Here is a 26,092-nt window from a genome sequence, read left to right as displayed (position 1 = left end):
TCAGGAGTGGCGGGTCAGCAGACGCTTGCGCTTATTGGCAAGGTCCAGCCATACCGCGAGGATGATGATGACCCAGGTCACGAGCCACTGGGTGTAGTAGGGGTAGCCCATCAGCAGCAGGCCGTTCTGGATGAAGCCAAGTATCAGCACCCCGATTACCGTCTTCCAGATACTGCCGGCACCACCCAGCAGGCTGGTGCCGCCGAGGATAATCCCGGCCAGCACGAGCAACTCGTAGCCCTGCCCCACGTTGTTCTGGGAGCCCATTACACGCGACCCGAGCACCAGGGCGGCGCAGGCAACACAAAAGGCCGAGATCAGGTAGGTGCTGAACACACACCAGTTTTTGCGAATACCGGAATAGACGGCTGCCATGGGATTGCCACCAATGGCGAAGATACGCCGGCCGTAGCCGGTGAAGGACATAACGACTTGGACGATGATGGCCAGCACGGAAAAGATAATGATCGGTACGGCAATACCCAGCAGGTACCCCTGCCCAAACACGCCGAACCATGTCTCGCTCTGATTGGCGATGTCGACGTTCTGACCACCGCTGTAGATCAGCACCAGGCCCTGAATCGCCGATAGCATCGCCAGCGTCACGATGAGCGAATTGAGCCGCATGAACCCCACCAGGAAACCATTCAAGGCCCCGAGCATCAGGGTCATCGCGAACATCACCAGAATGGCGCCGATCGGACCGATCTTGTCATGAAGATCCACCACCAGGACGGTGGAGAACGAGAGCATCGACCCCACCGATAGGTCGAGGTTGCCGCCGATAATCACCACAGTGACACCAACCGCGATGATACCGATGATCGACGCCTGCCGGACCACGGTCATGATGTTTGACTGAGAAAGAAACTGTTCGGAAGTCAATGAGAATGCAAACATGCAAATCAAGAAGAACACTAGAATTCCCTGAGCGGATAGGAAGTTCAGGAGACCTGCTTTGTGTTTCTTGCTGAGCATGAAGCCTTGCTTGGTGTGTTCTGCAGAAGCCATGTCACTCACCTATATGGGCGCAACCTTGTTCCTAAGGTCACCGGTTGTCCGTTCAGTGGGTTGGCTTTCCAAGTACTGCTTCTATAGCGGAGAAAGAGCAGAGCACTGCAGAGCCATCCTTCATGACCAACGGACTTTCTTTGGCGAAGCGCTACGGTGCATGAGGTCCTCAGACCCCATGCACCTCGGCGGGAGCCTTTAGAACACCGGCTTGTCGAACTCGGCCAGATTGTCGGCCGTGATTTTGGGAGTCTCGAAGAAGTTCATCTTCGGAACCTCTTTACCGGCCAATACATCGAGTGCCGTCTGAAGAGCCGCTTCGGCATCATCAACCGGAGACTGGTAAATGGAGCCGTAGTACTCGCCTCGCTCGATGGCCTCGTAACCCACAGCGAAGTTGGTGGCACCGATGAAGGCGATATCCCCTGCTCTGCCGGCACTCTTGGCTGCGTTCAGAGCACCAACCCCCATGTTATCGTCGCCGGCATAGACACCATCAATGACGTCATACTTGGTGAGGAAATTCTCCATGACCCGCTGGGCTTTTTCGCGGTTCCAGTCCGCGGGCTGGGTCTCCACGATTTCTACGTCGGGACAGGCCTCTGCCAACCGGTCCTCAAAACCTTGAGACCGCTCCATTGCAGTGGTGTAGCCGGGCTGCCCGGCAATCTGAACGATCTGTCCCTTGCCACCCAAGGCTTCACACATCATCTCAGCGGAGGAGGCTCCCTGTTGGACGTTATCGGGTCCCGAGAAGGCGGCAATGTACTCGAGGCCGGCCTCGGCGATCTTGGAGTTGGTAACCACCACCGGAATGCCCGCCTTGTGAGCTTGTCGAATGGCAGGGATCACCGCCTGGCCATTAGTTGGCCAAATGATGATGGCATCGACTTGCTGCTGGATCAGATTGCGAACCTGGCCGATCTGTCGCGCCACATCGCCGCCGGCATCAAGGACGACAACATCGACGCTATCATTTGCCGCGGCCGCTTCTTCGAATGCCTTTTCATAGGTGGTCTGATAACTGTCCACACCGACGTTATTCTGTGTAATACCAATTCTTACTGTATCTTCCGCATATACAGCTCCTGAAAAGATTACAGCTACCACTACGCTGAGAACTTTCTTTTTAAACATGACAATAACCTTTCTTGTTGTCTTAATAATTAAAACCCGGGCTGGCGACCCAACTGTCCACAACATCTTAGCTGTCAATTTTGCATACGGGCAACGTGACCAACGTGAAGAAATATCCAATCTGGACTTTTTTATCACCAGCCCGGAAATAAAATATAAACCATTGATAACAATGAACTATATTGACAGGCATGCTTAAGACAACGAATCCATACGTAGACCATGGTATATGCTCGAAAAGTATCATCTCTGATCAAAGATGACCGTCGCCTTCGGTGATAAAAAAGAACTAGAAAATTTCAACAACTTTAACCAACGCTTCCAATCATGATCGCCGGCATGCCGCTGGTGACGAATCCCAACCTGATCATACTGAACATCCGAAGCAAGGAAGCCGATCGCTCTGCTGGCATCCCCGTGCAGCGGCAACGCATCACGTTAAGGCCCCATGCCACATGCCTGGGCATCAGCCCGCACGCCGCCAGATGAAAATAGCCCGCGCTGCCTAGCAGTCGCGGGCCATGAAGCACCACAAGGTTTCAGGTCACATGATCAAGAAGAGGCCCGCCCCAGGCGGCTCGGCAGATGAACTCAAAGTCCTTGGTCTCGAAGAGCAGCGAGATGAGGCCGCCCAGCCTGCCATAGCGATTGTCAGAGGCAACGGGCATGTCAGGGCCGAGGAGCTGCTCGCCCAAAGCGGGGTCGCCAGACCGGTACGGTTCGAGGTGCCACACTTCGTCGCCGCCCCCTCATCGTCGGTGCCACCGACCTGGTGGTCACGTCACCAACAAGCTGGCCGAGGCCAACCGGGACAAATTCACTCTCGTCTAACATCCTTACCCGGTCGACCTCCACGAGGCATTGATCAATTTCTTCTGACAACGGCGCTGCCACCAGGATACCGGCAACCATTGGCTGCGCGAGCTGATCCGCCAGATTTTCGCCAAGCCGTGAGGCCCAGGCGAGCCTCCGGCTCGGTCGGGACGCTTATCTCACGCTGTCGGAAACTTGCGTCGACTCGCACCGAGCGAAGCGCCGGTGCAGGACGTTGTAGGCCAGGGCGCCCACTACCACCCCCCAGAAGGCCGACCCCAACCCCAGGAAGCTCATGCCGGACGCCGTGGAAATGAAGGTGATCACCGAGGCCTCCAGGTGATCCTTATGGGCGGCGAAGGCACTGATGTTGCTGGTGATGGCCCCGATCAGCGCCAACCCCGCCAGCACCGCGACGAACTCGCCCGGCAGCGAGGTGAACAGCGCCACGATGGTCCCGGCAAAGGTGCCACCGATCAAGTAGAAGATCCCATTGGCGACCCCGGCCACATAGCGCTTGTCTGGGTCCTCGTGGGCCTCCTTGCTGGTGCAAATGGCCGCGGTGATGGCCGCGATCACGGTGGTAATACCGCCAAAGAAGGCGGTGCCGAAGGAGGTCAAGCTGGTCACCGTGACGATCGGCTTGGCCGAGATGTTATAGCCGGAGCTTCGCATGATCGCCATGCCCGGCAGGAACTGCCCGGTCAGGCTGACCAGCACCAGCGGGATGGCCAGGCTAAGGGTGGCATTCCAGCTCCACTCTGGGTGAATGAACTGCGGGTCGGCTAGGCGCAGCGTCACGCCCCTGAGGCTGGCATCTTCAAGCATCACCGCCAGGATAACGCCAACCACCAGCAGCAGCACGAGGCTGTAGCGCGGACTTAACCGCTTGAAGACCAGGTAGGCGAGAATCATGCCGATGGTCAGGGCCGGTACCGACTCCAACGACACGAAGACCCCGACGCCGAACTGGAACAGGATGCCCGCCATCATGGCGCTGGCGATGCCTGGCGGGATCAACCGAATGATGCGATCGAAGGAGCCGGTCACGCCGATCACGAAGATCGCCGCTGCCGCCACCAGGTAGGCGCCCACCGCCTCGCCTAACGACAGGTCGGGAAACAGCGTGACCAGCAACGCCGTGCCAGGCGCCGACCAGGCGGTGACCACCGGGACCTTGAACCACAAGCTAAGCAGAATGCCCGAGACGGCAGCGCCAAGCGAGATCGCCCAGACCCAGGAAGTCATCATGGCACTCGAGATCTCGGCGCTCTGGGCGGCCTGAAAGAAGATCACCAGTGGCCCGGAGTAAGACACCAGCACCGCCACAAAACCGGCGGTGACGGCGGGTATCGACCAGTCCTTGAACATCACAAGAATCCTCGCAACGAGTAGCGATGCGCCCTTCGCGCAACGCACAGCAAAAATGCCCGCGCTGCCAAGCAACCGCGGGCCAAGGAAGAAGCGCCATGCAAAAGCGCCGACGTCCAGACGCCGGCACTATCGGTCAGCCCACTCTCTTAGCTGGGAAGCGCTTGCGAAGGGCCTCGCGTTCCTGAGAGAAGTCGAAGTCCTGGAACTCCACCAGCATCGAGATCAGCGCACCCAGGATTAGCGCCCAGAACGAAGCGCCGATGCCAAAGATCTGCAGGCCCGACACGGCGATCAGGAAGGAGAACATCGCCCCTACCTCATGCTTGCCGGAGAAGGTGATGTGCATCGCCGAGCTGATCACCCTCAGCAGGGCCAAGCCGGCAATGATGGCGATGAAATAGCTCGGCATCGCTTCGATCAGGCTGAACACGAAGCCATAGAAGGGTGCGGCAATCACGAAGATGATGCCGACGATCACCGCCGCCACCCAGCGCTTGTCGTGGTTTCCTGCCTCAGGGGATGAGCAGATTCCGGTCATCGGCGCGGCGATGCAGGTGCTGTGGAGATTGAAAAAGGCAGACACCATGGTGCCAATGCCTCCGACGAAGGTGATGGCGTTGGCCGGCACCTCCTTAAAGCCCATGCCCTTGACCAACCCCACGCCGGCGGGCGTCTCCATGCCCACTAGGATCAATGCCAGCGGCAGGCCGTAGGCCAAAAAAGCGTCCATGGAGAATGCCGGCGCGATGAACTCGGGCATGCGGAACGAAAACTCCACACTCGAGAAATCGGCACCGGAGAAGGCCATATAGATAACGCCCACCGCCAGCGTCACCACCAGAGGAGGAACTCGACGCAGGAAGCGCGCCGAGAAGAAAAAGGCCAGAATCATCACCAGCGCTGGTATCAACGCACTCTGCAGTGGCATCACCATGTTGGTGCCGAACTTGAGCAGCACCCCGGCCACCATCCCCATGACAATGGGCATAGGGATGAGCCGCATCACCAGGCTCATCCAGCCGGCCAAGGCAACCACCACCGAAATGGCCCCCGCCATCAGTGTTGCCCCCAGGGCCTCATTGAGCCCCACCACGGGAATGATGGCAGCGAACAGCAGGGCCCCGGGAATGGAGTTGGCCATCGGCAGGGGCAGCCGATAGTAGGCCGGAAGCAGCAGCCCGAACAGACCGTTGATGAAGAGGTAGCTAATCACCCATAGCAGGGTGAAATCCTTGGGTAGCCCGGCTGCCGTGCCGGCACTGATATGAATGATGCCCGCGCTGAGACCGAAAATACCGGCGACCAAGCCGGCGCTCAGGTTGTCGGCATTCAGGTCGCGCAGGAAGTCCCGCGGCGCCGACGCTAGGCCGACGCCTCTCTCGAGATGTTTCATGATGTGCTCCAGGGGATTCTTGTCGTTGTCGTTTTTTGGTGGCTGCGGCAGGCCTCGGATGGTCAGAGGTCTAGGGCTCAGCCCTGATCGCCACCGCCGACCGGCAGTACGCTGCCGGTGATGTAGCTCGCCTCGTCCGAGGCCAAGAACAGAATCGGTGCGGCCATCTCGTCGAGCGTGCCGTAGCGCTTCATCAGGCAGCTCTGCTTGGTCTGGTCGATATGCGCCTGAAACCAGGCCCGTTCCTTCGCGTTACTAGGCTCCGGGGTGCCGCGGGAAATCTTGCGCGGCGGCGCCTCGGTCCCGCCGATGCCGGCGGCTGCCACGCGAATACCGTGCTCGGCGTACTCGAAGGCCAGAGACTCGGTCAGCGCATTGACGCCTCCCTTCGCCGCCGAATAGGGAATTCGATGGATGCCTCGGGCCGCCACTGAAGAGACATTGACGATCACGCCACCACCCTGCTCAACCAGGATCGGCAACACTGCTCGACAGCACCACAGCGTCGGCATCAGCGAGCGCTGGACTTCGGCGGCTATCTCGCTTTCGCTGAACTCGGTGAATGGCTTGAAGTTGATGGCCCCGCCTACGTTGTTGATCAGGATATCGATACGGCCGAAATGCTCGGCTGTCTTGGCCATGACGTCAGAGGCCCCGCTCCAGGTCTCCAGGTCGGCCAACACACTGATAGCCTCCACGCCCTGAGCACGCAGGCCATCCACGACCTCTTCAACCAGCTCTGAACGGTCCACCAAAGCCAGACGTGCACCTTCCGCGCCGGCCCGCTCGGCCACCCGCCGCCCGATCCCCTGGGCGGCGCCGGTGATCACCATGACCTTGTCCTGGAAACGTGAGCCCTGAAAACGTAAGCCGTCGAAGCGTTGCGCGCTCATGACATCTCTCCCGGTGCCTGATTGGGAGTGAACTTCTCGTAGTGGAAGCTCTGCGGCACGATGCCCTCCTTGTCGAAGTGCTTGAGTACAGCATCGACCATCGGGGGCGGCCCACACAGGTAGACGTCGATATCACCGCCTTGCAGCACCTCGTCGTCCATGTGATGGGTGACATAGCCCTTGCGCGGATGCTTGCTGGCCTCATCCACTACCACGGTGGAGTAGGTGAAGGTCGGCAGCCTCTCGGCGAAGACGTCCAGGGCATCGACCTTGACCAAGTGATGATCCTTGTTGACGCCGTAGATCAGGTGCATCGGCTGGCCGCTGCCCTGCTCTTCTTCCTGTTTCTGAGCCAGCTGCTCAAGCATGGAGAGGAAGGGCGCGAGGCCCGTTCCGCCCGCCAGCATCAGCACCGGGCGGGTGATCTCGCGAAGGTAAAAGCTGCCCAGCGGCCCGGTGAGAGAGAGGCGATCGCCGACCTTGGCCAGCTGGGTCAGGTAGCCGCTCATCAGGCCATTGGGGATGTTGCGGATCAGGAAGGTGGCGCGCTGTTCTCCTGGCTTAGAACTGAAGGAATAGGAGCGGTGCTGATCGCTGCCCGGCACGTCGATGTGGATGTACTGGCCGGGTAGGAAGGCCAGCTCGGCCCCTTCGTCTAGGTCCACAGCCAGCTCAATGCTGTCCTCGGAGAGTTGCTCGACCACGGCCAGAGTCCCGTCGATCTTGCCAACCTGGGTCTTGCATAGACTGGAGGCCACCGGCACCTGTATGACGCAGTCCGAAGATGGCACCATTTGGCAGGTCAGCACCTGGCCTTCGGCGGCCTCCTCGTCAGAGAGCGCGTCATCGAGGTACTCGTCCCCCATGTCGAACTCGCCCTGCTCGCAGTGGCCCTTGCAGGTGCCACATACGCCGTCGGAGCAGTCCATAGGCAGGTTGACCTTCTGGCGATAAGCCGCATCGAGGACCGTCTCCCCTGCCTTGCAGCCGATGAAGCGGGTGACGCCGTCTTCGAAGTTGAGTGCAATGGTGTAGCTCATGGTCGAATCTCCTCCCACACCGGGTCTGCGTGACCCGTTCAGACGTGATAAACGTCGATGACCTGATGGATGTAGTCGTTGTTGAGTTGCACGACTTTTCGGGTGATCAGCGGCGCCTCCCCCGACACATCCAAGGTGTAGAAGGCACTGCCGAAGTAGCTGTCGGTCTTCTTGTAGCGGTGGCTCAAGGTGTGCCAGTTGAAGCGCAACTCCACCGTGTCGCCATGCTCCTTGAGCACCTCGAGATTGGTGACTTGATGGGTAGTGCGGGGCTCGGGAGTGCTCGCCCCGCTACGCTCGGTCTTGATCCGATAGACCCGGTCCTCTAGCCCCTCTCGGTTCGGGTAATAGATTAGTGAAATCTCGGCTTGCGGGTCCCGGGTCAACTGATCGTCATCATCCCAGGCCGGCATCCAGAACTCGGCGTCCTGGTGGTAGCACTCGAGCCAAGCGTCCCACTGGCGGTCGTCGAGCAGGCGCGCTTCGCGGTATAGGAACGCCTGGATGTCGTGATAGCTGATGCTCATGTCTGTTCTCCCCTTCTCGATTCGTGCAGGCCTTATACGGGCTGGGCGGCGGGCTCTGTCGGAATAAACCGGCTGCGTTCCTTGTCGATGGCGCGCAGCATTTCCTCGACCCAGTGCTGGTGATGCAGCACGTAGAGGCCCTCGTCTTCCGGGGAGGCCCCGCTGAGCAGCGGCTTCATATCAATTGCTTGGGCATTCTCATCGGCCCCAGTGATCCACTGCTTGGCGCCGCGAGAAAGATCGCTCCACTCGGCCAGCGACCCGTGATAGCCGTCCTGGCAGGCACGGAACTCCTCAAGGTCGTCCGGTGTACCCATGCCAGAGACGTTGAAGAAGTCCTCGTATTGGCGGATGCGCACCCGGCGGCTCTCCGCGGGCTCACCCTTGGGCGCGAAGCAGTAAATGGTGACCTCGGTCTTGTCCACGGAGAGCGGACGCAGCACGCGGATCTGAGTGGAGAACTGATCCATCAGGTAAACGTTAGGGTAGAGACAGAGGTTACGGGTCTGGTTGACGATGGAGTCGGCCCGAGCCTCACCCAGCTCAGCCGCGACCTCATCCTTGCGACTGTAGACCGGGCGCACCTCGGGGTTGATCAGCCGGGTCCACAGCATCATGTGGCCGTTCTCATAGGAGTAGAAGCCGCCCTGGCTCTTCGACCAACCGTCGGCGTCCACTGCCTTGGTGCCGCCGGCGTCGTAGTTGCGCCGCTCCATGGTCGAGGCATAGTTCCAGTGCACCGAACTCACGTGGTAACCGTCGGCCCCGTTCTCGGCCTGCAGCTTCCAGTTTCCGTTGTAGGTGTACGACGAGGTACCGCGCAGAATCTCGAGGCCTTCCGGCGCCTGATCGACGATATTATCGATCACCTTGCGGGTTTCCCCTAGATAGTCCTCAAGCGGCATGACATCGGCACTCAGGCTGCCGAACAGGAAGCCCTTGTAGTTCTCGAAGCGCGGCAAGTGCTTGAGGTCGTGAGAGCCCTCCTGCTTGAATCCCTCCGGGTAAGCGCCGTTCTTCTCGTTCTTGGCCTTGAGCAGTTTGCCGTCGTTCTTGAAGGTCCAGCCGTGGAACGGGCAGGTGAAGGTGCCCTTGTTGCCCCGCTTTCGCCGGCAAAGGGTGGCGCCACGGTGGGCACAAGCATTGATCAGGCCATGCAGCTCACCGGCCTTGTCGCGGGTGATCACCACCGGCTGACGGCCCATGGTCACGGTGAAGTAGTCACCCGGCTCGGCAATCTGGCTCTCATGGGCCAAGAACAGCCAATTACCCTCGAAGATGTGCTTCATCTCCAGGTCGAAGAAGGTCGGGTCGGTGAACATGCTGCGGTGGCAGCGAAAGACGCCGTTGTCAGCGTCGTCGACGACGGCGCCGCGGACGCGTTGTTCGAGACGATCAAGCTGGGTAGTCATGACGGTGATCCTCGCTTGGCGATCATGTTATTGACGTTATTGGAGCGCAGGGGCCCCGGCCGTGCCGTCGACAGGGTCGGCAGCACGGGCACGTTCGATGCAGATAGGGAAAGGTGTCGTCAGCCGGGCGATCAGACCCTGGCGGTACCCGCCAGTTGGCTCGCCTGGTCCTGCTCGTCTTCCTTGGCCCGCGGACGCTTGTGGCGAACCTGCAGCTCGGGGGCGTCGGTCTTGGCTAGTCCGACGTCGAACACCACTTCAGCGAAGGGGCCGTCCAGTTGGCGGCTGGCAATCTCGGCGGCGTCTTCGCTACGGCGGGCAGGAACCACCAGTTCCTCGCGGGTAGCAAAGGCGAAGTCATCGAAGGTATAGGGGTCGCCGGCCAGATTGATCTGGGTCGTCAGGTGCTGATGCCCCGGCGCGGAGACGAAGTAATGGATATGCGCCGGACGCTCGCCATGCCGGCCCAGAGCCTTCAGTACCACATCGGTGGGAGCACCTTCCGGCACGCCGTAACCGGAGGGGATGATGCTGCGAGCCGTGTAGCGGCCCTCGCTGTCGGTAAGGATGGTGCGACGCAGGTTGTATTCGCTCTGAGTCTCGTCGAAGAAGGAGTAGCCGCCTTTGGAGTTGGCGTGCCATATCTCGACCTTGGCGCCAGCCACCGGGTTGCCCTCGACATCACGCACCTGACCGGTCAGCCACATGGTCTCGCCATCCGTATCCTGACCATCGTCCATCCGCGCGAAGCCTTCGGCCTGCGGGGCGCCTGCCACATAGAGTGGGCCCTCGATAGTACGCGGCGTGCCGCCGGTGCGCTTGGCCTCGGCATCGATTGCGTCCTGGCGCATATCCAGATAGTGGTCGAAGCCCAGGCCCGGCGACAGAAGGCCGAACTGAGTCTGGCTGCCCAAGGCGTTGAGCAGGTTGACGGCGGACCAGTACTCCTCCTCGCTGACATCGAAGTCATCGATCAGGCGAAACAGGTCCGAGAGCAGCCGATGCATGATCTGCTTGGTACGTTCGTTGCCGCCGCTCTGGTCGAAGCCGGCGACGGTGGTCAGGAAGTCTTGAACCTCGGGGGTGTCAAAAATCTTAACGGTCATGGTCGATTATCCTCGTTTGTTATGGTTTTCCATTCCGCTCGCGGACGCTGGCGTGCGTTATCCGCGTTTCAGGCATCATCCTCGCGGATAGAGGACGGGTGGCGGCACAGGGGCTTGACGCTGATTTCCATGTAGGGGAAGAGCGGCAGGTTACTGACCAGCTCCTGCAGTTCGGCGTTGTCTTCGACATCGAAGATGCTGACGTTCGAGTAGCTGCCAGCCACGCGCCACAGATGGCGCCACTTGCCTGCGCGCTGCAGCTCTTGGGAGTAAGCCTTCTCGGTTGCCTTGATCTCGGCGACCTGCTCGGCCGGCATGGACGGCGGCAGCTTGACGGTCATTTCCACCTGAAACAGCATGACGTTCTCCTTTTCAGTTCTTGCGTGCGTAGTGTGCGAGCTTGTCTTCATCCAAGGTGACGCCGAGTCCAGGTCCTTTCGGGAGATCGACCCCAAACTCGTGGTAGTGGAGAGGCTCGACGACAATGTCGTCCTTAAGCAGCAGCGGGCCGAACATCTCGGTACCCCAGGCCATTTCGTCCTGGGTCGCCCAGGCATGCAGGGACGCTGCGGTGCCGATGGAGCCTTCCAGCATGGTGCCGCCGTAGAGGCCGATGCCGGCGGCCTTTGCCACATGGGACAACTCCAGGACCCCGAAGAGCCCGCCGGACTTAGCGATCTTCAGGGCAAAGGCGCCGCTGAATCCGCCAGTCACCAGATCGAGCCCATCGCGGGCATCCTGAACGGCCTCGTCCGCCAGCATCGGTACATTGAAGCGCTGTGACAGCCGGACCAGGCCGGCATGCTCGCGGGCGGGAATAGCCTGCTCGATCAAATCGATACCGGCATTCTGAAGTGCCTGAATGCCGCGCACGGCAGTGGGCTCGTCCCAGGCCTGATTGATATCGACCCTGATGCTTGCCCTGTCCCCCAGGGCTTCCTTTATAGCCGCCACATGGCGCACATCCTGATCCACCGAGTTGGCACCGATCTTCAACTTGAAGTCGCAATGGCGACGCTGCTCGAGACGCAGCAGGGCCTCGTCGATGTCCTTCTGGGTGTCGCCGCTGGCCAGGGTCCAGAGCACCGGCAGATGTAACTGGCGAGCACCACCCAGCAACTCAGCCACCGATAGGCCGAGGCGCTTGCCTTGAGCGTCAAGCAGTGCAGTTTCCAGTGCCGATTTGGCGATGGCGTTGCCGCGGGCATGCCGATTCAGCCGTGCACGTAGCGCATGGATGTTGCCCGAGGGCTGGCCGACCAGCAGTGGCGCCAGGTAGGTATCGATGTTGGTCTTGATGCTCTCGGGACTCTCGGGGCCATAGGCCAGGCCGCCGATGGTGGCGCCCTCACCGATACCCTCGATATCATCGCTTTGATGCATCCGCACGATGACCAGGGTCTGGCAGGCCATCGTCGTCATGGAGAGCTTGTGCGGGCGGATGGTCGGCAGGTCGACCAGCAACGTCTCGATTGAGTTGATCACGGGGGGCATAGATGGCTCCGAGTTCCAGGAATCTGGTAATTGCATGGCAGTTTGATTGCAGCCTGCAGACGGAACCAATATTGTTTAAGTGCCTTTCCATACCCTGGAGGTATCATGGAGTTGCGCCACCTGCGGTACTTCTGCGTAGCGGCCGAAGAGCTGAACATGACCCGAGCGGCCGCCAGACTGAACATGGCTCAGCCCCCTTTAACTCGCCAGATCAATCAGTTAGAAGAAGAAATCGGCACTCGACTGTTCGAGCGAAGTTCCCGAGGTCTGACCCTCACCCCCGCGGGTCAGTTCTTTCATGAGCATACCCTGCAGATACTGGAGAAAGTCGACACCACGGTCGCTGGCACCAGGCGTATCGCCCGCAACAAGCACCAGCTGTTCGGCATCGGCTTCGTTCCGTCGGTGTTCTACGGCCAGCTTCCGCTGCTGGTGCGCGGGCTACGACAAAAGGAGGATCTAGAGCTGACGCTGGCGGAACTGACCACCGTGCAGCAGATCCAGGCATTGAAGGCGGGGCGTATCGATTTGGGATTCGGCCGGTTGCGCATCGACGACCCCGATATAGAGCAGGAGGTATTGTTCGAAGAGCCGATGATGGCGGCACTGCCTAACGGCCACCCTCTCGAAGGCACTACGCCGACCATGGCGCAACTGGCCGAATACCCACTGATCCTGTTTCCAGCCACGCCGCGTCCAAGCATGGCGGACAGCGTACTCGGCATGTTCCGCCGCCGTGGACTGCGGGTAAGAGTCGCGCAAGAAGCCAATGAGATGCAGACAGCGCTGGGGCTCGTGGCCTCGGACCTGGGCATCACCCTGGTCCCCGAACAGGTTCGCAGGCTTCAGCGCGACGGTATCAACTACGTCTATCTGGCCGAGAAGCACATCACAATTCCCATCCTCTGCAGCCGGCGCCGGGGGGAAAAGCCAAATGAGATCATGCAGGCCGCCAACGCTATCCTCGCCGTGCTGGTCGAGAACCGTCGGAGTGGGCGCTATCCCTGACTTTGGCCTACCTCCTACACCGGTTCAAAGGTTCCTGCATAACCTAATATGTTCCCGATCGTTATACAGATCGGCCCATATCGGGCTTTTCTAACGTATAGATACAAAAAAGCCACCCGTAGGTGGCTGATTTGCTTGATGCGGTGGCGGAGGGACAGTCCGCTTGATTAGGCTTCAGAAACATCCAATAAAATATAATTACTCATTGTTTTAGCTTTATTTTTTTTAATCTCTGTCCAGCAAGATCCAAAGCCGTACCGACATTTCCAGAGTCAAAGTATGGGCCGGAGTATGGGCTAGGGTATGGTACGCTAATCCTTCGACAACGAGGAGGCGGCCATGGGCAAGCTCACCACACGTGGAGTGCAGAAACTGGTCAGGGAGGCCAAGCCCGGGTTGACCAACGATGGTGAGGGCCTGTACCTCAAGATCGGCAAGAAAGGGGGAGCAAGCTGGATCTATCGGTTCCGGCGCAATGGCAAACTTCGCGACATGGGCCTTGGTAGCTATTCGGACGTCAGCCTTGCTGAAGCGCGAGCTCGTGCCGGCAAGAACCGTAGCCTCATCAAGGAAGGCCTTGATCCCCTTGAGGCCAAGGTAGAAGAAGAGCAAGTAGACGAGGCCACGCCCACCTTCACCAGCTGTGCCGCCCGCTACATCATGTCCCACCGCCGCAGCTGGCGGAACGCCAAGCACGCGCGGCAATGGGTCAGCACGTTGAAGGCCTACGCTCGACCGGTCATCGGAAACAAGCCTGTCGATGAGGTCACCACCCAAGACGTCCTGAAAATCCTGTCACCGACCTGGACCAGCAAGACCGAAACGGCCAAGCGCGTGCAAGGCCGGATTGAGAACGTCCTCGACTACGCCGCGGCGCACAACTACCGAGATCCTGTGAACCCGGCCCGCTGGCGTGGGCACCTCGACAAGCTGCTGGCCAAACCATCTAGGGTCAAGCAGGTAAGCCACCATCCGGCTATGCCCTATGATGATGTTGCCGCCTTCATGGCCGAGCTTCAGGGCTATACCAGCGTTTCCTCCAGGGCCCTGCAGTTCCTGATCCTGACAGCTACGCGCACTTCAGAGGTCCTGCGCGCTGATTGGCTGGAGCTCGACCTCAACAATCAAACCTGGACGATCCCAGCCGACAGAATGAAGGCACGCCGCGAACACCGTGTGCCGCTGTCACGGCAAGCGGTGGAGCTGCTGGCCCAGCTACCGCGAGTGAAGGGCAACTCCTATGTCTTCCCCGGAGCGCGCTACGGACGCCCTCTCTCCAATATGGCCATGCTGCAGCTGATGCGAGGCATCGGCTATGGTCAGGGTGGCGAACGGGGCGACTACGTGCCCCACGGCTTCCGCTCGAGCTTTCGCGATTGGACCGGCGAAGTCACCAGTTATCCTCGTGACGTCGCAGAAATGGCGCTGGCCCACACCATCGAGAACAAGGTGGAAGCGGCCTATCGCCGTGGAGACCTCTTCAATAAGCGACGGGCCATGATGCAGAATTGGGCCGATTTCATCCTACCGCAGAGCTAGTAAGGACACTCTTGAAGTACTGAACACTCGGGCATGGCGCATGTTTTGCTGTGGCAAGGCAGCCTGCAGGCCCTACAGCAGTATTTCTTGTTATCAAAGCGTTACAACAGGTAGCACACTTCATCGAGCGCTACGCTGACGAGCTGCATTCAAGACACTTCGAATCGCCCAGAGAGCTTTAGGAAACTATGTTGACTGACCGAGCCCGGCTTGTAAGGGGCGGGCTCTTCTATTCCTGCATCAGAACATCACCGCCACGGAGCGCCGCATGACAGCAAAGAAAGCCCCCAAATTCTATGTCGTTTGGGTCGGCCGGCAGACCGGGATCTTCACCACACAAGAAGGCGACGACATCTGGCAGCGTGGCCTCGGCCCCTTCGGGCCGCACATCTCGGCGGAATAAGGCGTCAAAAAAGGACGATCATACTCACCCGGGAGAGACCTTCGACACGGAAATCTACTGCGATGGTGCTTGTGACCCCAATCTTGGTGATGCCGGCTCGGGCATGGCCATCTACCGCAAGGGCACCCTCGACCAGCTCTGGTATGGCCTCTACAACCCCAAGGGGACCAACAATACAGCCGAGTTAAACGCCTTTTTCCAAGCTCTACATATGGCCAAGGAGGAAATTGCGCAGGGATCGTCCGTGCGGATCCACTGCGACTCCATGTACACCACCAACGCCATCACGAAGTGGGCCGGCGAATGGCGGAAGCGCGGCTGGAAGAAAGTCAATGGAGAGGCGATAAAGAACCCGGAGATCATCCAGCCCACGCATGCGCTGTACGAAAGCCTCAAATCGTCGCTGACCATCGCCCACGTCAAAGGGGACGCAGGAGTTGAAGGCAACGAACTAGCCGACAGGATGGCAATGTACGGGGCCGACCAACAGGCCTACCACCGCTTGTAAGCCAGGCGAAACCTGCGCGATGCCAAAGGTTCGCACGACGTATAAAGCCATCTTCTGGATCGTCGCTGCCTTGGTGCTGATCGCGCTGCTGTTTCCTTACCTCCTGCCCCTGTTCTACTAAGAGGAGATCGCCATGAAACGACTCGCTGCCTGCATTGCGCTTTCCGCGACGCTCGCCACGTCGGCTTGGGCCGCCCCGCAGACCGTGACGTTGTCGGTGCCGGGCATGACCTGCGCCGCCTGCCCGATCACCGTCAAGGCCGCCCTCAACAAAGTGGACGGTGTCTCGCACGTCGATGTGAGCTACCCGGATCGTGAGGCGGTGGTCACCTTCGACGATTCACGAACGCACGTCGAAGCATTGACCGAAGCCACCACCAACGCCGGCTCCCCCTCATCCCCGACACCCTCGGAAGCGGATCGGGAGTGACCATGAAGAACCCCAAGCCCCTGCTGCGCGCAAGCGTGATTGGCACCGTCCTGCTGGCGCTGTGCTGCTTCACGCCCATCCTGGTGATCCTGCTGCACCGTTGGCCTGGCGGCACTGACCAGCTACCTGGACGTGGTACTGCTTCCTGCCCTGGCCTTCTTCATCGGCCTGACCCTCTATGCGCTATGGCGCAAGAAGCAATACGACGCCTGCTGTAACAACGCCTCTACCTATTCAAGGAATTCCCCTCATGAGTGATGACAAGAACCCGCACATCGCGGTGATCGGCAGCGGCGGCGCCGCCATGGCGGCGGTCCTGAAGGCCGCCTAACGCGGCGCCCGCATCACCCTGATAGAACGCGGCACCCTCGGCGGTACCTGCATCAACACCGGCTGTGTACCTTCCAAGATCATGATTCGCGCGGCCCATATCGCCAACTGGCGCACGGAAAGCCCCTTCGATGCCGGCCTGAGCAGCCAAGCGCCGGTGGTAGATCGGGCCAAGCTGCTCGAGCAGCAACAGCGGCGTGTCGAGGAACTGCGCGATGCCAAGTATGAAGGCATACTCCGCGACCACCCGGCCATCACGGTCCTGAAGGGGGAGGCGCGGTTCGTCGATGCCCATAGCCTGACGGTCACGCTGAATGAGGGCGGCGAGCAGACCGTCCGCTTCGATCGCGCCTTCATCGGCACCGGCGCCCGACCGGCAGCACCGCCGGTGCCGGGCTTGGCCGACACTCCCTACCTGACCTCCACCGGCGCGCTGGCACTGGATACCCTTCCCAAGCGGCTGATCGTGATCGGGGCCTCAGTGGTCGCCCTGGAACTGGCCCAGGCCTTCGCTCGGCTGGGCAGCCAGGTCACCGTGCTGGCCCGCAGCCGCCTGCTGTCCCAGGAAGACCCGGCGGTAGGGGATGCGGTGGAGGCGGCGTTTCGCCGCGAGGGCATCGAGGTCCTCAAGCAGACCCAGGCGGGCCGCGTGGACTACACCGACAATGAATTCATTGTCGACACCAACGCCGGCACCTTGCGGGCGGATCAACTGCTGGTGGCCACCGGACGGACACCCAATACCGAGGCCCTGAACCTGGCGAGCCTCGGCGTGGAAACCGCACGTGGGGCGATTCTGGTCGATGAGCATCTGCACACCACGGTGCCGGGGCTCTATGCCGCCGGTGACTGCACCGATCAGCCGGAGTTCGTCTATGTCGCCGCCGCCGGGGGCAGCCGGGCTGCCGTCAACATGACCGGGGGCGAAGCCACCCTGGACCTGAGCGCCATGCCGGCAGTGATCTTCACCGACCCCCAGGTGGCCACCGTCGGCCTGACGGAAGCCGAGGCCATCGAGCAAGGCTTCAGCGTCGATACCCGCGAGCTGGACCTGGAAAACGTGGCGCGTGCGCTGGTGAATTTCGACACCGGTGGTTTCATCAAGCTGGTGGCCGAACGCGACTCGGGCCGGTTGCTGGGGGTGCAGGCGGTGGCGGGGGAAGCCGGTGAGCTGATCCAGACGGCGGTGATGGCGCTACGCGCACGCATGACCTTACACGACATCGCCAATGAGCTATTTCCCTACCTGACCATGGTGGAAGGGCTCAAGCTCTGTGCCCAGACTTTCACCAAGGATGTGACGCAGTTGTCCTGCTGTGCCGGGTGAACGATAGCGTTGCCTACACGTCTGCGTCCTTTACCACCGTACCATGGTAAGGCCAGTAAACTCTTTTCGGAGACTTCGCAGGTGCCGACATGAGTGACATGACCATAGGCAAAGTGGCCCTGCAGAGGACGATAGATCCTGTATCATCCACGCCTGAAGTCAGCGTCACGAGACTGACAGGACTCGCCGTGTCGTCGTCATCATGGCCTGCCCAGCGCGATTTCTGCGTAGATACCCTGGTAGTCAGTGTCATGCGTTCTATCCGGCTCCGGCTTGGGATTCAGGGCTACCATGCGACCGCTGGGGTCATCTAATAGTCCGCGAAGTTGTTCATAATCGAAGCTCCAGCCCTCGGCGTTGCGCTGGTTGAGACGTGTGATGGTCTCTACCAATGTGGACATGCTGTGCCCTTCTCCCTCCAAAGGCGGGAATGCCTGAACCAGCAGTTGCCCCTCGTACCAGCCGATCTTGATGGACTGGTTGACGATTCGGACCTGGGTGCCGGCGGGCACGCGGTCGAAGATCGACTCGATGTCCCCGGGGAACATGCGAATACAGCCACGACTGGCACGCATGCCGATTCCATCCGGTTGGTTGGTCCCATGGATCAAGTAGCCATCGAATCCAAGGATAATGGCATGGTCTCCCAGCGGATTGTCCGGGCCTGGGGGCACCACGCTGGGCGCCTCTTCACCGCGTGCCCTGGCTTCACGCTGAACCGACTCGGGTGGATACCAGGCGGGATTCTTGATGTTCATGGTGGTCTTGGTGACACCGAGGGGCGTACCGAAGCCCTCGCGACCGATGCCAATAGGATAGGTCTCGACACGCGGCGTCTCGTCGTCATCCACCTCGGGATAGTAATAAAGGCGCAGCTCGGCGATGTTGATGACGATCCCGTTGCGCTCGACATCGGGCAGGATGAAGCGTCCGGGAATGGTCACCTCGGTTCCCTCGCCGGGGATCCAGATGCTGGTGTCCGGATTGGCTCGCATGATCTCCCGGTACCCCAGGTTGTGTCGCCTGGCGATATCGAGCAGGGTATCCTCTCGATCATCCACCGTTATGCGGTAGGTGTCGCCGATCACATTGCCTTCCTCAGGCAGCGGATAGTGGCCGCGGGGCCATTCGCCCTCCTCTTCGGCCTGAGAAGCGCCGATGAGTGCCAGCCAACCGGCCAGCACCCCCACCACTGTGCGTTTTCGGAGCTGCCACAATGGAGCTTCTCTCGCTGTACCAGAGTGAGGTTTCGATAACGCCATAATTCTCTCCTTTTTTGACTGGACCATTATCATCCAGACCGACGTGTGTTAAGTCGCCATCCATGCAGCACCAGTAAGGCGGCCAATAGCCAGATTGGCCAGCTACCGGTTCGGGTGAACGGCGTGTTTCCCACCATGGGCCGCACCTCGCCGCGAAGGCTCGTCGCCTGGAACTGTGGTGCGCGGGCTGTGACACTGCCCTGAGGATCGACGATGGCAGTCATCCCGTTGCTGGTGGCGCGAATCAGGTATCGGCCATTCTCCAGCGCACGCAGACGGGCCATCTGCAAATGCTGCAGGGGGCCGATGGAGCGGCCGAACCAGGTGTCGTTGGAGACCGTCAGCAGTAGCTCGGCAGCGCGCGCCTGCTCGGCGACCCGGTCGGCATAGATGATCTCGTAGCAGATGGCGTTACCGATGGTGGTTCCGGCGGCGTGGATCGGCCCCTGAGCTTCGGGCCCGGGCGTCATGGTCGGCATGGGCAGGTCGAAGAAGGCGATGGTGCCGGCGAGCAGGCTCTCCAGCGGCAGGTACTCGCCGAAGGGTACCAGACGCGCCTTGCGGTAGTGGCCCTCGGCGTTACCCAGGCCGATCACGCTATTGTAGTAGTCGCCGCCGTCGCGCTGCAGGATGCCGGTGAGCAGGGCGGTGTCGGGGGCGAGGTTGGACTGCACCCGCTCCAGTATGGGCCGCGCCTCCTCCTCGAACATTGGCAGCGCCACCTCGGGCCAGACCATCAGGTCGATGCCGTCGGGCTGCTCCCCGGTCAACGCCGTGTAGATGTTGACCGCCTCGCGCTGGCCTTGGGCACTCCACTTGATGCTCTGGTCGAGGTTGCCTTGCAACAGCGCCACGCTGAGCGGCTCGCCGGCCGGGCTGGTCCACTGACCCGGCAAGGCTAACGGGGCCAGCCACAGGGCGGCGATAGGGGCAAGGGCCCACCAGCGTCGGCGCAGCAGCTCCACGCCCAGGGTGCCGGTCAGGGCGGTGATCAGCGACAGAAGATAGACGCCGCCCACCGGGGCCCAGGCCGCCAGCGGCGAGTCCACTTGGGACGTGCCCAGCAGCAGCCAGGGAAACCCGGTAAACAGCCAGGTGCGCAGCCACTCGCTGAGAACCCAGGTGCCGGCGAAGCTGAGGAAGGCCAGGCGTCGGCCCGTGACGCGGCGATAGAGCCAGAAGGGCACGGTATAGAACAGCGCCAGGCTGGCCACGAACAGACCGGTGAGGAAGAGCGCCAGGAGCGCCCCCGTATCCCCATAGCCGTGGATTGCGACGAAGACCCAGGAGGCACCGGAGCCGAACAGGCCCACGCCATAGCACCAGCCACGGAGGGCGGCTTGAGCGGGTGTCAGGGCATGGATGCCGACATAGACCAGGGCCACCGCCACAGGGCCCAGCCACCACAGCGTGAAGGGCGCGGCGCTGAGGGTGGTCAGCCCCCCGGCGGTCAGGGCCAGCAAACAGCCGAGGACCGGAGAGAGCCGTCCGACAGGCGTCATGTCCCGGACTGGCTGGTTCTGTGCATCCATGCCGTCACTCAGACAATCTGGGGGAGGGACGCTCACGCAAGGCCGCAATCGCAAAGGCGATGACACCCAGGAACAGGGCGATATCCGCCAGGTTGAAGGCGGGCCAGTGCCACTCTCGCCAGTAGATGTCCAGGTAGTCCACCACATACCCTCGCACCAGGCGGTCGATGCCATTACCCAGCGCGCCACCCAGCATCAAGCTGTACCCCAGCGCCTCCAGGCGGGGCCTGGGCCTGCACAACAGGAACGTCAGCACGATAGTCGCCAACCCTGCAAAGCACAGGAAGAGGTAGCGCTGCCAGCCACCTGAATCGGCGAGGAAGCTTAAGGCCGCCCCCGTGTTCCACCAGTGACCCCAGTTGAAGAATGGGGTCAGCGGGATGGTCTGGCCATACGGCATCAGCGCCTGCACCAGCCCCTTGATGACCTGGTCGGCCAGGCCGACCATAACGGCCAGTGCCAACCAGTAGCGGCTCTGCGGCGCCATCTCTATCCGTTTCGTTCTCATGACGTGGCTGCCTGGTAGCGCGGGCTTGCCGAGCCAGTCGTGGCATTGCCTGGCGAGAAGCGATAACCCAGCAACCGCATGGCGTTCAGGGTCACCAGCACGGTGGCGCCGGTATCCGCCATCACCGCGATCCACATGCCGGTGATGCCCAGCGCCGTGGTCACCAGGAAAATGGCCTTCAGGCCCAGCGCCAGGGCGACGTTGGTCTTGACGTTGCGCAGCGTGGCTCGGGACAGGGCGATCAGCTCGGCGATGCCGCCGACGCGGTTCTTGAGCAGCGCCGCATCCGCGGTTTCCAGTGCCACATCCGTGCCGCCGCCCATGGCGATGCCCACTTCTGCCGCGGCCAGCGCCGGCGCATCGTTGATGCCGTCGCCCACCTTGCCGACGGGGCCTCGGCCGGCGGCCTGCCAGTCACGAACGCGCTGGGCCTTGTCCTCGGGCATCAGCTCGCCATGTGCCTCGATGCCCAGGCTGTCACCGATGGCCGCGGCGGTACGCGCATTGTCACCGCTGAGCATCACTGCCTGCACGCCCAGGCGCGACAGCGCCGTCAGCCCCTCCCGGGCATCGTCACGCGGCTCATCGCGCACGGCGATCAGGCCCAGCGGATGCTCGCCTTCGACCAGCACGGCGAGACTCTTGCCGGCCCCCTCCAGCTCGGCGATCCGAGCGCTCAGGTCGTGATCGAGAGCGGCCTGCTCTGCCAGGTGGCGGGGGGTGATCAGGCTCAACTCACGCCCCTCGACCCGACCGGCGACCCCTCGGCCCGACAGGGCGCGGCTCTCACTCGCCAGTGGAAGGGAAAGGCCCAACTGCTCAGCGTGGGCGAGGATGGCCGTGGCTATGGGGTGGCTGGAGTCACGTTCCATCCCAGCCGCCAGCCTCAGGATCTCTTGCGTGCCTTGGCCAGTGGCCCAGTCCTCCACGTCGGTGACCTTGGGGGTGCCGGCGGTGAGGGTGCCGGTCTTGTCCAGCGCCACCGTCCGCAGCTTACCCAGCTGTTCGAGCACCGCGCCGCCCTTGATCAGCAGGCCCCGCCGGGCGCCCGCCGAGAGGCCGGCAGCGATCGCCGCGGGGGTTGAGATCACCAGAGCACAGGGACAGGCGATCAACAGCAGGGCCAGGGCGCGATAGATCGATTCCGACCAGGCCATGGTCGAGACCAGCGGCGGCACCACCGCCATCAGCAGGGCGAGCCCCACCACCGCCGGCATGTAGTAGCGAGCGAAGCGGTCGATGAAACGTGCCACCGGCGCCTTGGCGGCCTGGGCCTCCTCCACCAGGCGGATGACCCGTGCGATGGTGTTGTCCTCGGCGCCGCGGGTTACCTCCACCTCCAGGGCGGCATCGAGGTTGACCGTGCCGGCAAAGACGTCGTCCCCCGGCGCCCGCGTGCGGGGCACCGACTCCCCGTTGATCGGTGACTCATCCAGGTCGGATTCGCCGGTCAGAATACGTCCATCGCAGGGCACGCGGTCGCCCGGTCGCACCAGGACTCGCTGCCCAGGCGTGAGCGAGGCGGCCGAAACCTCACGGGTATCCCCATCCTCCATCAGCCTCGCCGTGGACGGCGTCAGGTCCGCCAGGGCCGAGATGCTGCGTCGCGCCCTCGACGCGGCCACCCCCTCCAGCAACTCGCCTACGGCGAACAGGAAGACCACCACTGCCGCTTCGGCGGCGGCATTGATGGCCAGGGCCCCCAAGGCGGCGATGCTCATCAGCATCTCGATGGTGAAGGGGTTGCGCATCTTCAGCGCACCCCAGGCGCCTTGTGCAATGGGCACCAACCCCACCAGGGTGGCCGCAACGAAGGGCCAGTTGCCTAGGCTAGGCCAGACCAGGCGGAGAACGAAGGCCAGAGCCAGCAGCCCCCCCGTGACGAGCACCAAGCGTCCCTTGGCGGTCTGCCACCAAGAGGCCGGAGCGGCATCCGCCTCATCTCCCTCATCATCGGTGGCAAGCTGGTAGCCGAGCTCGTTAAGGATCCGCTCGATCGCCTCATGAGAAGGCGTCGTATCCTGTTGAGGGTGAATCCTCACCGATCCGGTGACCGAACTGGCCGACACCTCCCCGATGCCCTCCAGGCGGCCCAGAGCGGCCTCTACCTTGCGCTCGCAGCCGCCGCAGTCCATGCCTTCCACCTGCAGTGTCAGCGTCGACGAGATAGTGCTTTGCGTTGGTTCGGTCATGGCGTTGCTTCTCCGAATGTCTTAATCTTATTTTGAAGCATAATCCCTGTAGCAACTACAGGTTCAAGTCATGCGAGAGGAGCATCAGGATGCCGGAGATTAGCCATGCCATCGGTATCGGCGAGCTGGCACGGCGCGCCGGCTGCAAGCCTGAAACGGTGCGCTATTATGAGCGCATCGGGCTGATGGGCGATGCATCGCGTACCGAGGGTGGGCAGCGGCGCTATGGCGAAGAAGCTGTCAGGCGGCTGACCTTCATTCGCCATGCCCGAGACTTTGGCTTCTCGGTGGATGCGGTGCGTGAGCTACTGGCGATGTCCGACCAGCCCGACATGCCCTGTCAGGAGGTCGATGCCGTTGCCAAGCATCACCTGGAGGAAGTGGAGTCGCGGCTGCAGCGGCTCTCGGCACTGCGTGACGAGCTCAAGCGGATGGTGAGCCAGTGCGCCGGCAGCAAGGTCGAGAGCTGTCGCATCATCGAGGTGCTGAGTGATCACCAGTTGTGTATCAGTGAGGCAGCCCACAAAGGCGCTCACGATTTGGGATAACCTCCTGTGCGTCCCAGCGTGCCCTAGTTGAGACATTCAGGAACAGCATGATCACCAACTTCATAGAGAAGCCCAGGGTCGCCTTGTTCTGGTGACCGCTGCGGTGGGCCTGGGGAATGATCTCGCGGCTAATGACATACATCATCGCGCCGGCGGCGGGGCTGCCTAAAAACCCCAGTGTGACTGGCGAGACACCGTCCATAACCCCTGCCCGTGTGAAGTGAGTGCCGCTGAGGCTGTAGCGTCACGCGACGCTAGGTACATTGTGCCCACCGAGGCGTGTTTCACAGCAAGTCCACCTAAAGGCTTGTCAGTTCACCATTGCGGCAAGACCGGAAGCAGCGGACGTTCCGATGGCTTTTTGCAGACGTGTCCGAGCCTCGAACAGTGCGCTGCGATACTCTTGGCGTGTGGGTGACTCACTCAGAATAATGCGCTGCCCTTCCTCGAGGGGATCTACGGGGCGGTCATCCACTCTCACTTCGTAGTGCAGGTTGGGCCCCGTGGCGAGTCCGGAAGCCCCTACCTCACCCAGTTTGTCGCCGGCCTTGATGGGGGCCCCGACCGCCAGGCTGGCAGCGAAACGGCTGAGATGCGTATAGCGACTGATGGTGCCCGTATCATGTTTTATCTCGACAACACGTCCATAACCTCCCCGGCGACCGATGAAGGAGACGCGCCCCGGCGCAGTGGCCATGACCGGGGTGCCGCGAGGCGCGGCAAGATCGATACCGTCATGACGTCGGACCCCGCCGTACACGGGATGGCGCCGGTTGCCGAAGGGGGATGTCAGGCGTGCGCCGAGAATCGGGAACTGCAAGGTGTCTTGGAGGCTACCGTCCTTGAAGAGCATCACGCTGGCTCTCTGGTCCGCCGGCCATACTAGCTCCAGCCGCTCCGCCTGGTCAGCCAACCCCATATAGGTCAGACGGGGAGGCCCGACTCGAGTGCCATCCTCACGGCGATCTTCTTCCCACAGTAACTGCAGGCGCTCGCCACCCGAGATATCTCGGCGTGTGTCCATGAGTCCGCCCAGCAGCATGTCAAGCTCTGCAGCGAAACGCCTGGGTACCCCCTCAGCCGCCAAGGCGGCATAGAGTGACGTCTTGACGACTACTTCACGACCCAGGGTCAGGGTGTCGAGGCGAGGCTGGACAATGCGCGTCGACGGACGCTCACCCAGGGTGACGACGTACTGAATACCCGAGTCACGCTCGATGGCCACCGACACCGGCTGTCCCGTCGCCAGAGAGGTGAAAGTGATACGATCTCCGGGCCGCAATCGTCTCGGGTCGAACCTCTCCGCCAGCGAGGTCGCCGCTTGGGTGCGCGTCTCGGTATTCACGCCAAGCTGTTGCAGCAGTGCGTCCAGGGTATCCCCTGGTTCCACGGTGAGCTTTTGAGCGACGCGACCCACCTTCGCGATAGCTTGTGCCCTGTCCGATGCCGGCTTGGCAGGTGATAATCCGGCACGCTCTTGCCCACGGGCTTCGGCCAACACGGGGCTCAGGACCATCAGTCCCACTAGCAACCAGCGTCGTGTCATGATGCATCCTCTTCGCCGGAGACCTCGGCTACCTCACGGTTAACGGCGTCGACCAGCTCCTGCATGCCGAAGGGGTCCAACAGCTCGCCATTGACGAAGAAGGTCGGCGTCTTGCTGATCTGGTTGGCCTCGACGTCAGCCTTGTCCTGGTCGTAGACCGCCTGTGCCTCTGGTGAATTGAGCTGCTCTTCGGCTGCGGTTCTGTCCAGCCCGGCCTCGCTGGCGATCTCCATGATCGCTTCCTCATCGACACTGCCATGAGCCGCCCACTGGCTCTGGCGAGCCAGCAGCGCCTCCAGCACCGGTTGGAAGGCATCCTGACGCCTGGCGACCTCCAGCACGCGAATGGCGGTTTCGGATACGTCTCCATGGAAGGGGGTGTAGCGCACCACCAGCCGCACCTTCTCGGGGTACTCTTCCAGGATGCGTTTGGTCAGCGGGTAGAAGGCGCGGCAGGCCTCACAGGCCGGGTCGAAGAACTCCACGATCGTCACAGGTGCCTCTTCCGGCCCCAGGACCGGCGAGTGTGCACGCACCAGCGAATTCTCGGCCTGTGCCCCCTCTCGGCTGGCCGTCTCGGCGCCCATGCCCAACAGCGAGGGCCTCGACACGATCACGATGATGGCCGTCAGCATCAACGCTCCGACCAGGATAAAAGTCGCTTTTTTGTACATTCTTTCTCTCAATTTCAAAGAGTTGGGTTTAAAGCAAGCTCAGGATGCTGCTGAGTGGAGCTCAGCCGCTGATGGGTGCCTGAGC

Annotated in this window: 23 protein-coding genes and 3 pseudogenes; 9 read left to right on the top strand and 17 right to left on the bottom strand. The window is 61.5% G+C overall.

The genetic code is table 11. The annotated features are described in order from the left end of the window. From Q2K57_RS15470 to Q2K57_RS15420, 11 genes are all read right to left on the bottom strand, one after another. A complete protein-coding gene (locus tag Q2K57_RS15470; RefSeq protein WP_304525604.1) occupies positions 1-1,011 on the bottom strand; it encodes an ABC transporter permease in 1,011 nt (336 codons plus the stop codon). 198 nt (positions 1,012-1,209) lie between these two features. Further along, entirely contained in the window at positions 1,210-2,148 is a 939-nt protein-coding gene (locus tag Q2K57_RS15465) for a sugar ABC transporter substrate-binding protein (protein WP_304525603.1), read from the bottom strand. A 987-nt stretch (positions 2,149-3,135) separates the two neighbouring features. Beyond that, positions 3,136-4,332: a benzoate/H(+) symporter BenE family transporter gene (locus tag Q2K57_RS15460; RefSeq protein ID WP_304525602.1), complete on the bottom strand. Its 1,197-nt coding sequence runs from the start codon at positions 4,330-4,332 to the stop codon at positions 3,136-3,138. 136 nt (positions 4,333-4,468) lie between these two features. Further along, positions 4,469-5,728, bottom strand: a complete 1,260-nt coding sequence (locus Q2K57_RS15455; RefSeq protein WP_304525601.1) for a benzoate/H(+) symporter BenE family transporter — start codon at positions 5,726-5,728, stop codon at positions 4,469-4,471. Between the two features lie 77 nt (positions 5,729-5,805). Further along, complete coding sequence (gene benD / locus Q2K57_RS15450) at positions 5,806-6,621, bottom strand: benzoate diol dehydrogenase BenD (RefSeq protein ID WP_304525600.1); 816 nt, start codon at positions 6,619-6,621, stop codon at positions 5,806-5,808. Further along, on the bottom strand, positions 6,618-7,661 hold the full coding sequence (gene benC / locus Q2K57_RS15445) for a benzoate 1,2-dioxygenase electron transfer component BenC (protein WP_304525599.1): 1,044 nt from the start codon (positions 7,659-7,661) through the stop codon (positions 6,618-6,620). Before benC ends, benD begins: the two co-directional genes overlap by 4 nt. 38 nt (positions 7,662-7,699) lie before the next feature. After that, a complete protein-coding gene (benB, locus tag Q2K57_RS15440; protein ID WP_112055397.1) occupies positions 7,700-8,188 on the bottom strand; it encodes a benzoate 1,2-dioxygenase small subunit in 489 nt (162 codons plus the stop codon). A gap of 32 nt (positions 8,189-8,220) precedes the next feature. Further along, positions 8,221-9,600: a Rieske 2Fe-2S domain-containing protein gene (locus tag Q2K57_RS15435; protein ID WP_112055398.1), complete on the bottom strand. Its 1,380-nt coding sequence runs from the start codon at positions 9,598-9,600 to the stop codon at positions 8,221-8,223. A gap of 131 nt (positions 9,601-9,731) precedes the next feature. Then, positions 9,732-10,706: a catechol 1,2-dioxygenase gene (catA, locus tag Q2K57_RS15430; protein WP_304525598.1), complete on the bottom strand. Its 975-nt coding sequence runs from the start codon at positions 10,704-10,706 to the stop codon at positions 9,732-9,734. Between the two features lie 68 nt (positions 10,707-10,774). Beyond that, the gene (gene catC / locus Q2K57_RS15425) at positions 10,775-11,065 is read right to left on the bottom strand and encodes a muconolactone Delta-isomerase (protein WP_112055400.1); all 291 of its coding nucleotides are present in this window, start codon (positions 11,063-11,065) and stop codon (positions 10,775-10,777) included. 13 nt (positions 11,066-11,078) lie between these two features. Then, entirely contained in the window at positions 11,079-12,200 is a 1,122-nt protein-coding gene (locus tag Q2K57_RS15420) for a muconate/chloromuconate family cycloisomerase (protein ID WP_304525597.1), read from the bottom strand. A 105-nt stretch (positions 12,201-12,305) separates the two neighbouring features. On the opposite strand from Q2K57_RS15420, the gene Q2K57_RS15415 reads away from it, so the two are divergent. The 8 genes and pseudogenes from Q2K57_RS15415 (at position 12,306) to merA (ending at position 17,745) form a co-directional block, all read left to right on the top strand. After that, positions 12,306-13,208 carry a LysR family transcriptional regulator gene (locus Q2K57_RS15415; protein ID WP_304525596.1) on the top strand — a complete coding sequence of 301 codons (903 nt, stop codon included), beginning with the start codon at positions 12,306-12,308 and terminating at the stop codon, positions 13,206-13,208. A gap of 339 nt (positions 13,209-13,547) precedes the next feature. Next, positions 13,548-14,747: a site-specific integrase gene (locus tag Q2K57_RS15410; protein WP_112055403.1), complete on the top strand. Its 1,200-nt coding sequence runs from the start codon at positions 13,548-13,550 to the stop codon at positions 14,745-14,747. Positions 14,748-15,015: 268 nt separating this feature from the next. After that, positions 15,016-15,150 (top strand): viroplasmin family protein, encoded by a 135-nt coding sequence (locus Q2K57_RS15405; RefSeq protein ID WP_181463086.1) that lies wholly within the window; start codon positions 15,016-15,018, stop codon positions 15,148-15,150. A 103-nt stretch (positions 15,151-15,253) separates the two neighbouring features. Then, positions 15,254-15,658, top strand: coding sequence for an RNase H family protein (locus Q2K57_RS15400; RefSeq protein ID WP_304525595.1), 405 nt, complete (start codon positions 15,254-15,256; stop codon positions 15,656-15,658). Then, positions 15,639-15,779 (top strand): annotated as a pseudogene (locus Q2K57_RS15395) (mercuric transporter MerT family protein); the annotation flags it as partial. The gene Q2K57_RS15400 and the pseudogene Q2K57_RS15395, both read left to right, overlap by 20 nt. Positions 15,780-15,791: 12 nt before the next feature. Beyond that, entirely contained in the window at positions 15,792-16,088 is a 297-nt protein-coding gene (merP, locus tag Q2K57_RS15390; protein ID WP_112055405.1) for a mercury resistance system periplasmic binding protein MerP, read from the top strand. A gap of 2 nt (positions 16,089-16,090) precedes the next feature. Then, positions 16,091-16,346 (top strand): annotated as a pseudogene (gene merF / locus Q2K57_RS15385) (mercury resistance system transport protein MerF). Beyond that, a pseudogene (merA, locus tag Q2K57_RS15380) lies at positions 16,339-17,745 on the top strand (mercury(II) reductase). The pseudogenes merF and merA overlap by 8 nt, the downstream one beginning before the upstream one ends. A 200-nt stretch (positions 17,746-17,945) precedes the next feature. On the opposite strand, the gene Q2K57_RS15375 reads toward merA, so the two are convergent. From Q2K57_RS15375 to Q2K57_RS15360, 4 genes are all read right to left on the bottom strand, one after another. Continuing rightward, complete coding sequence (locus Q2K57_RS15375; RefSeq protein ID WP_240724521.1) at positions 17,946-18,962, bottom strand: L,D-transpeptidase family protein; 1,017 nt, start codon at positions 18,960-18,962, stop codon at positions 17,946-17,948. 74 nt (positions 18,963-19,036) lie between these two features. Continuing rightward, on the bottom strand, positions 19,037-20,539 hold the full coding sequence (gene lnt / locus Q2K57_RS15370) for an apolipoprotein N-acyltransferase (RefSeq protein ID WP_258396700.1): 1,503 nt from the start codon (positions 20,537-20,539) through the stop codon (positions 19,037-19,039). A 4-nt stretch (positions 20,540-20,543) separates the two neighbouring features. Further along, positions 20,544-21,026, bottom strand: a complete 483-nt coding sequence (gene lspA / locus Q2K57_RS15365) for a signal peptidase II (protein ID WP_240724858.1) — start codon at positions 21,024-21,026, stop codon at positions 20,544-20,546. 17 nt (positions 21,027-21,043) lie between these two features. Further along, entirely contained in the window at positions 21,044-23,239 is a 2,196-nt protein-coding gene (locus Q2K57_RS15360; protein WP_112056444.1) for a heavy metal translocating P-type ATPase, read from the bottom strand. Between the two features lie 89 nt (positions 23,240-23,328). Here Q2K57_RS15360 and Q2K57_RS15355 point away from each other — a divergent pair, with 89 nt between their 5' ends. Next, positions 23,329-23,787, top strand: coding sequence for a helix-turn-helix domain-containing protein (locus tag Q2K57_RS15355; protein ID WP_112056442.1), 459 nt, complete (start codon positions 23,329-23,331; stop codon positions 23,785-23,787). Positions 23,788-24,097: 310 nt separating this feature from the next. Here Q2K57_RS15355 and Q2K57_RS15345 read toward each other — a convergent pair whose 3' ends face one another. After that, positions 24,098-25,333, bottom strand: a complete 1,236-nt coding sequence (locus tag Q2K57_RS15345; protein WP_112056440.1) for a M23 family metallopeptidase — start codon at positions 25,331-25,333, stop codon at positions 24,098-24,100. Beyond that, the gene (locus Q2K57_RS15340) at positions 25,330-25,968 is read right to left on the bottom strand and encodes a thioredoxin domain-containing protein (RefSeq protein ID WP_240724523.1); all 639 of its coding nucleotides are present in this window, start codon (positions 25,966-25,968) and stop codon (positions 25,330-25,332) included. Before Q2K57_RS15340 ends, Q2K57_RS15345 begins: the two co-directional genes overlap by 4 nt. Positions 25,969-26,092 lie beyond the last annotated feature (124 nt).

The organism is Halomonas sp. I5-271120 (assembly GCF_030553075.1).
GTDB classification, from domain to species: domain Bacteria; phylum Pseudomonadota; class Gammaproteobacteria; order Pseudomonadales; family Halomonadaceae; genus Onishia; species Onishia taeanensis_A.
The sequence above is the reverse complement of the archived record's forward strand: the minus strand, read 5'-3'. Positions and strand labels throughout refer to the sequence as shown.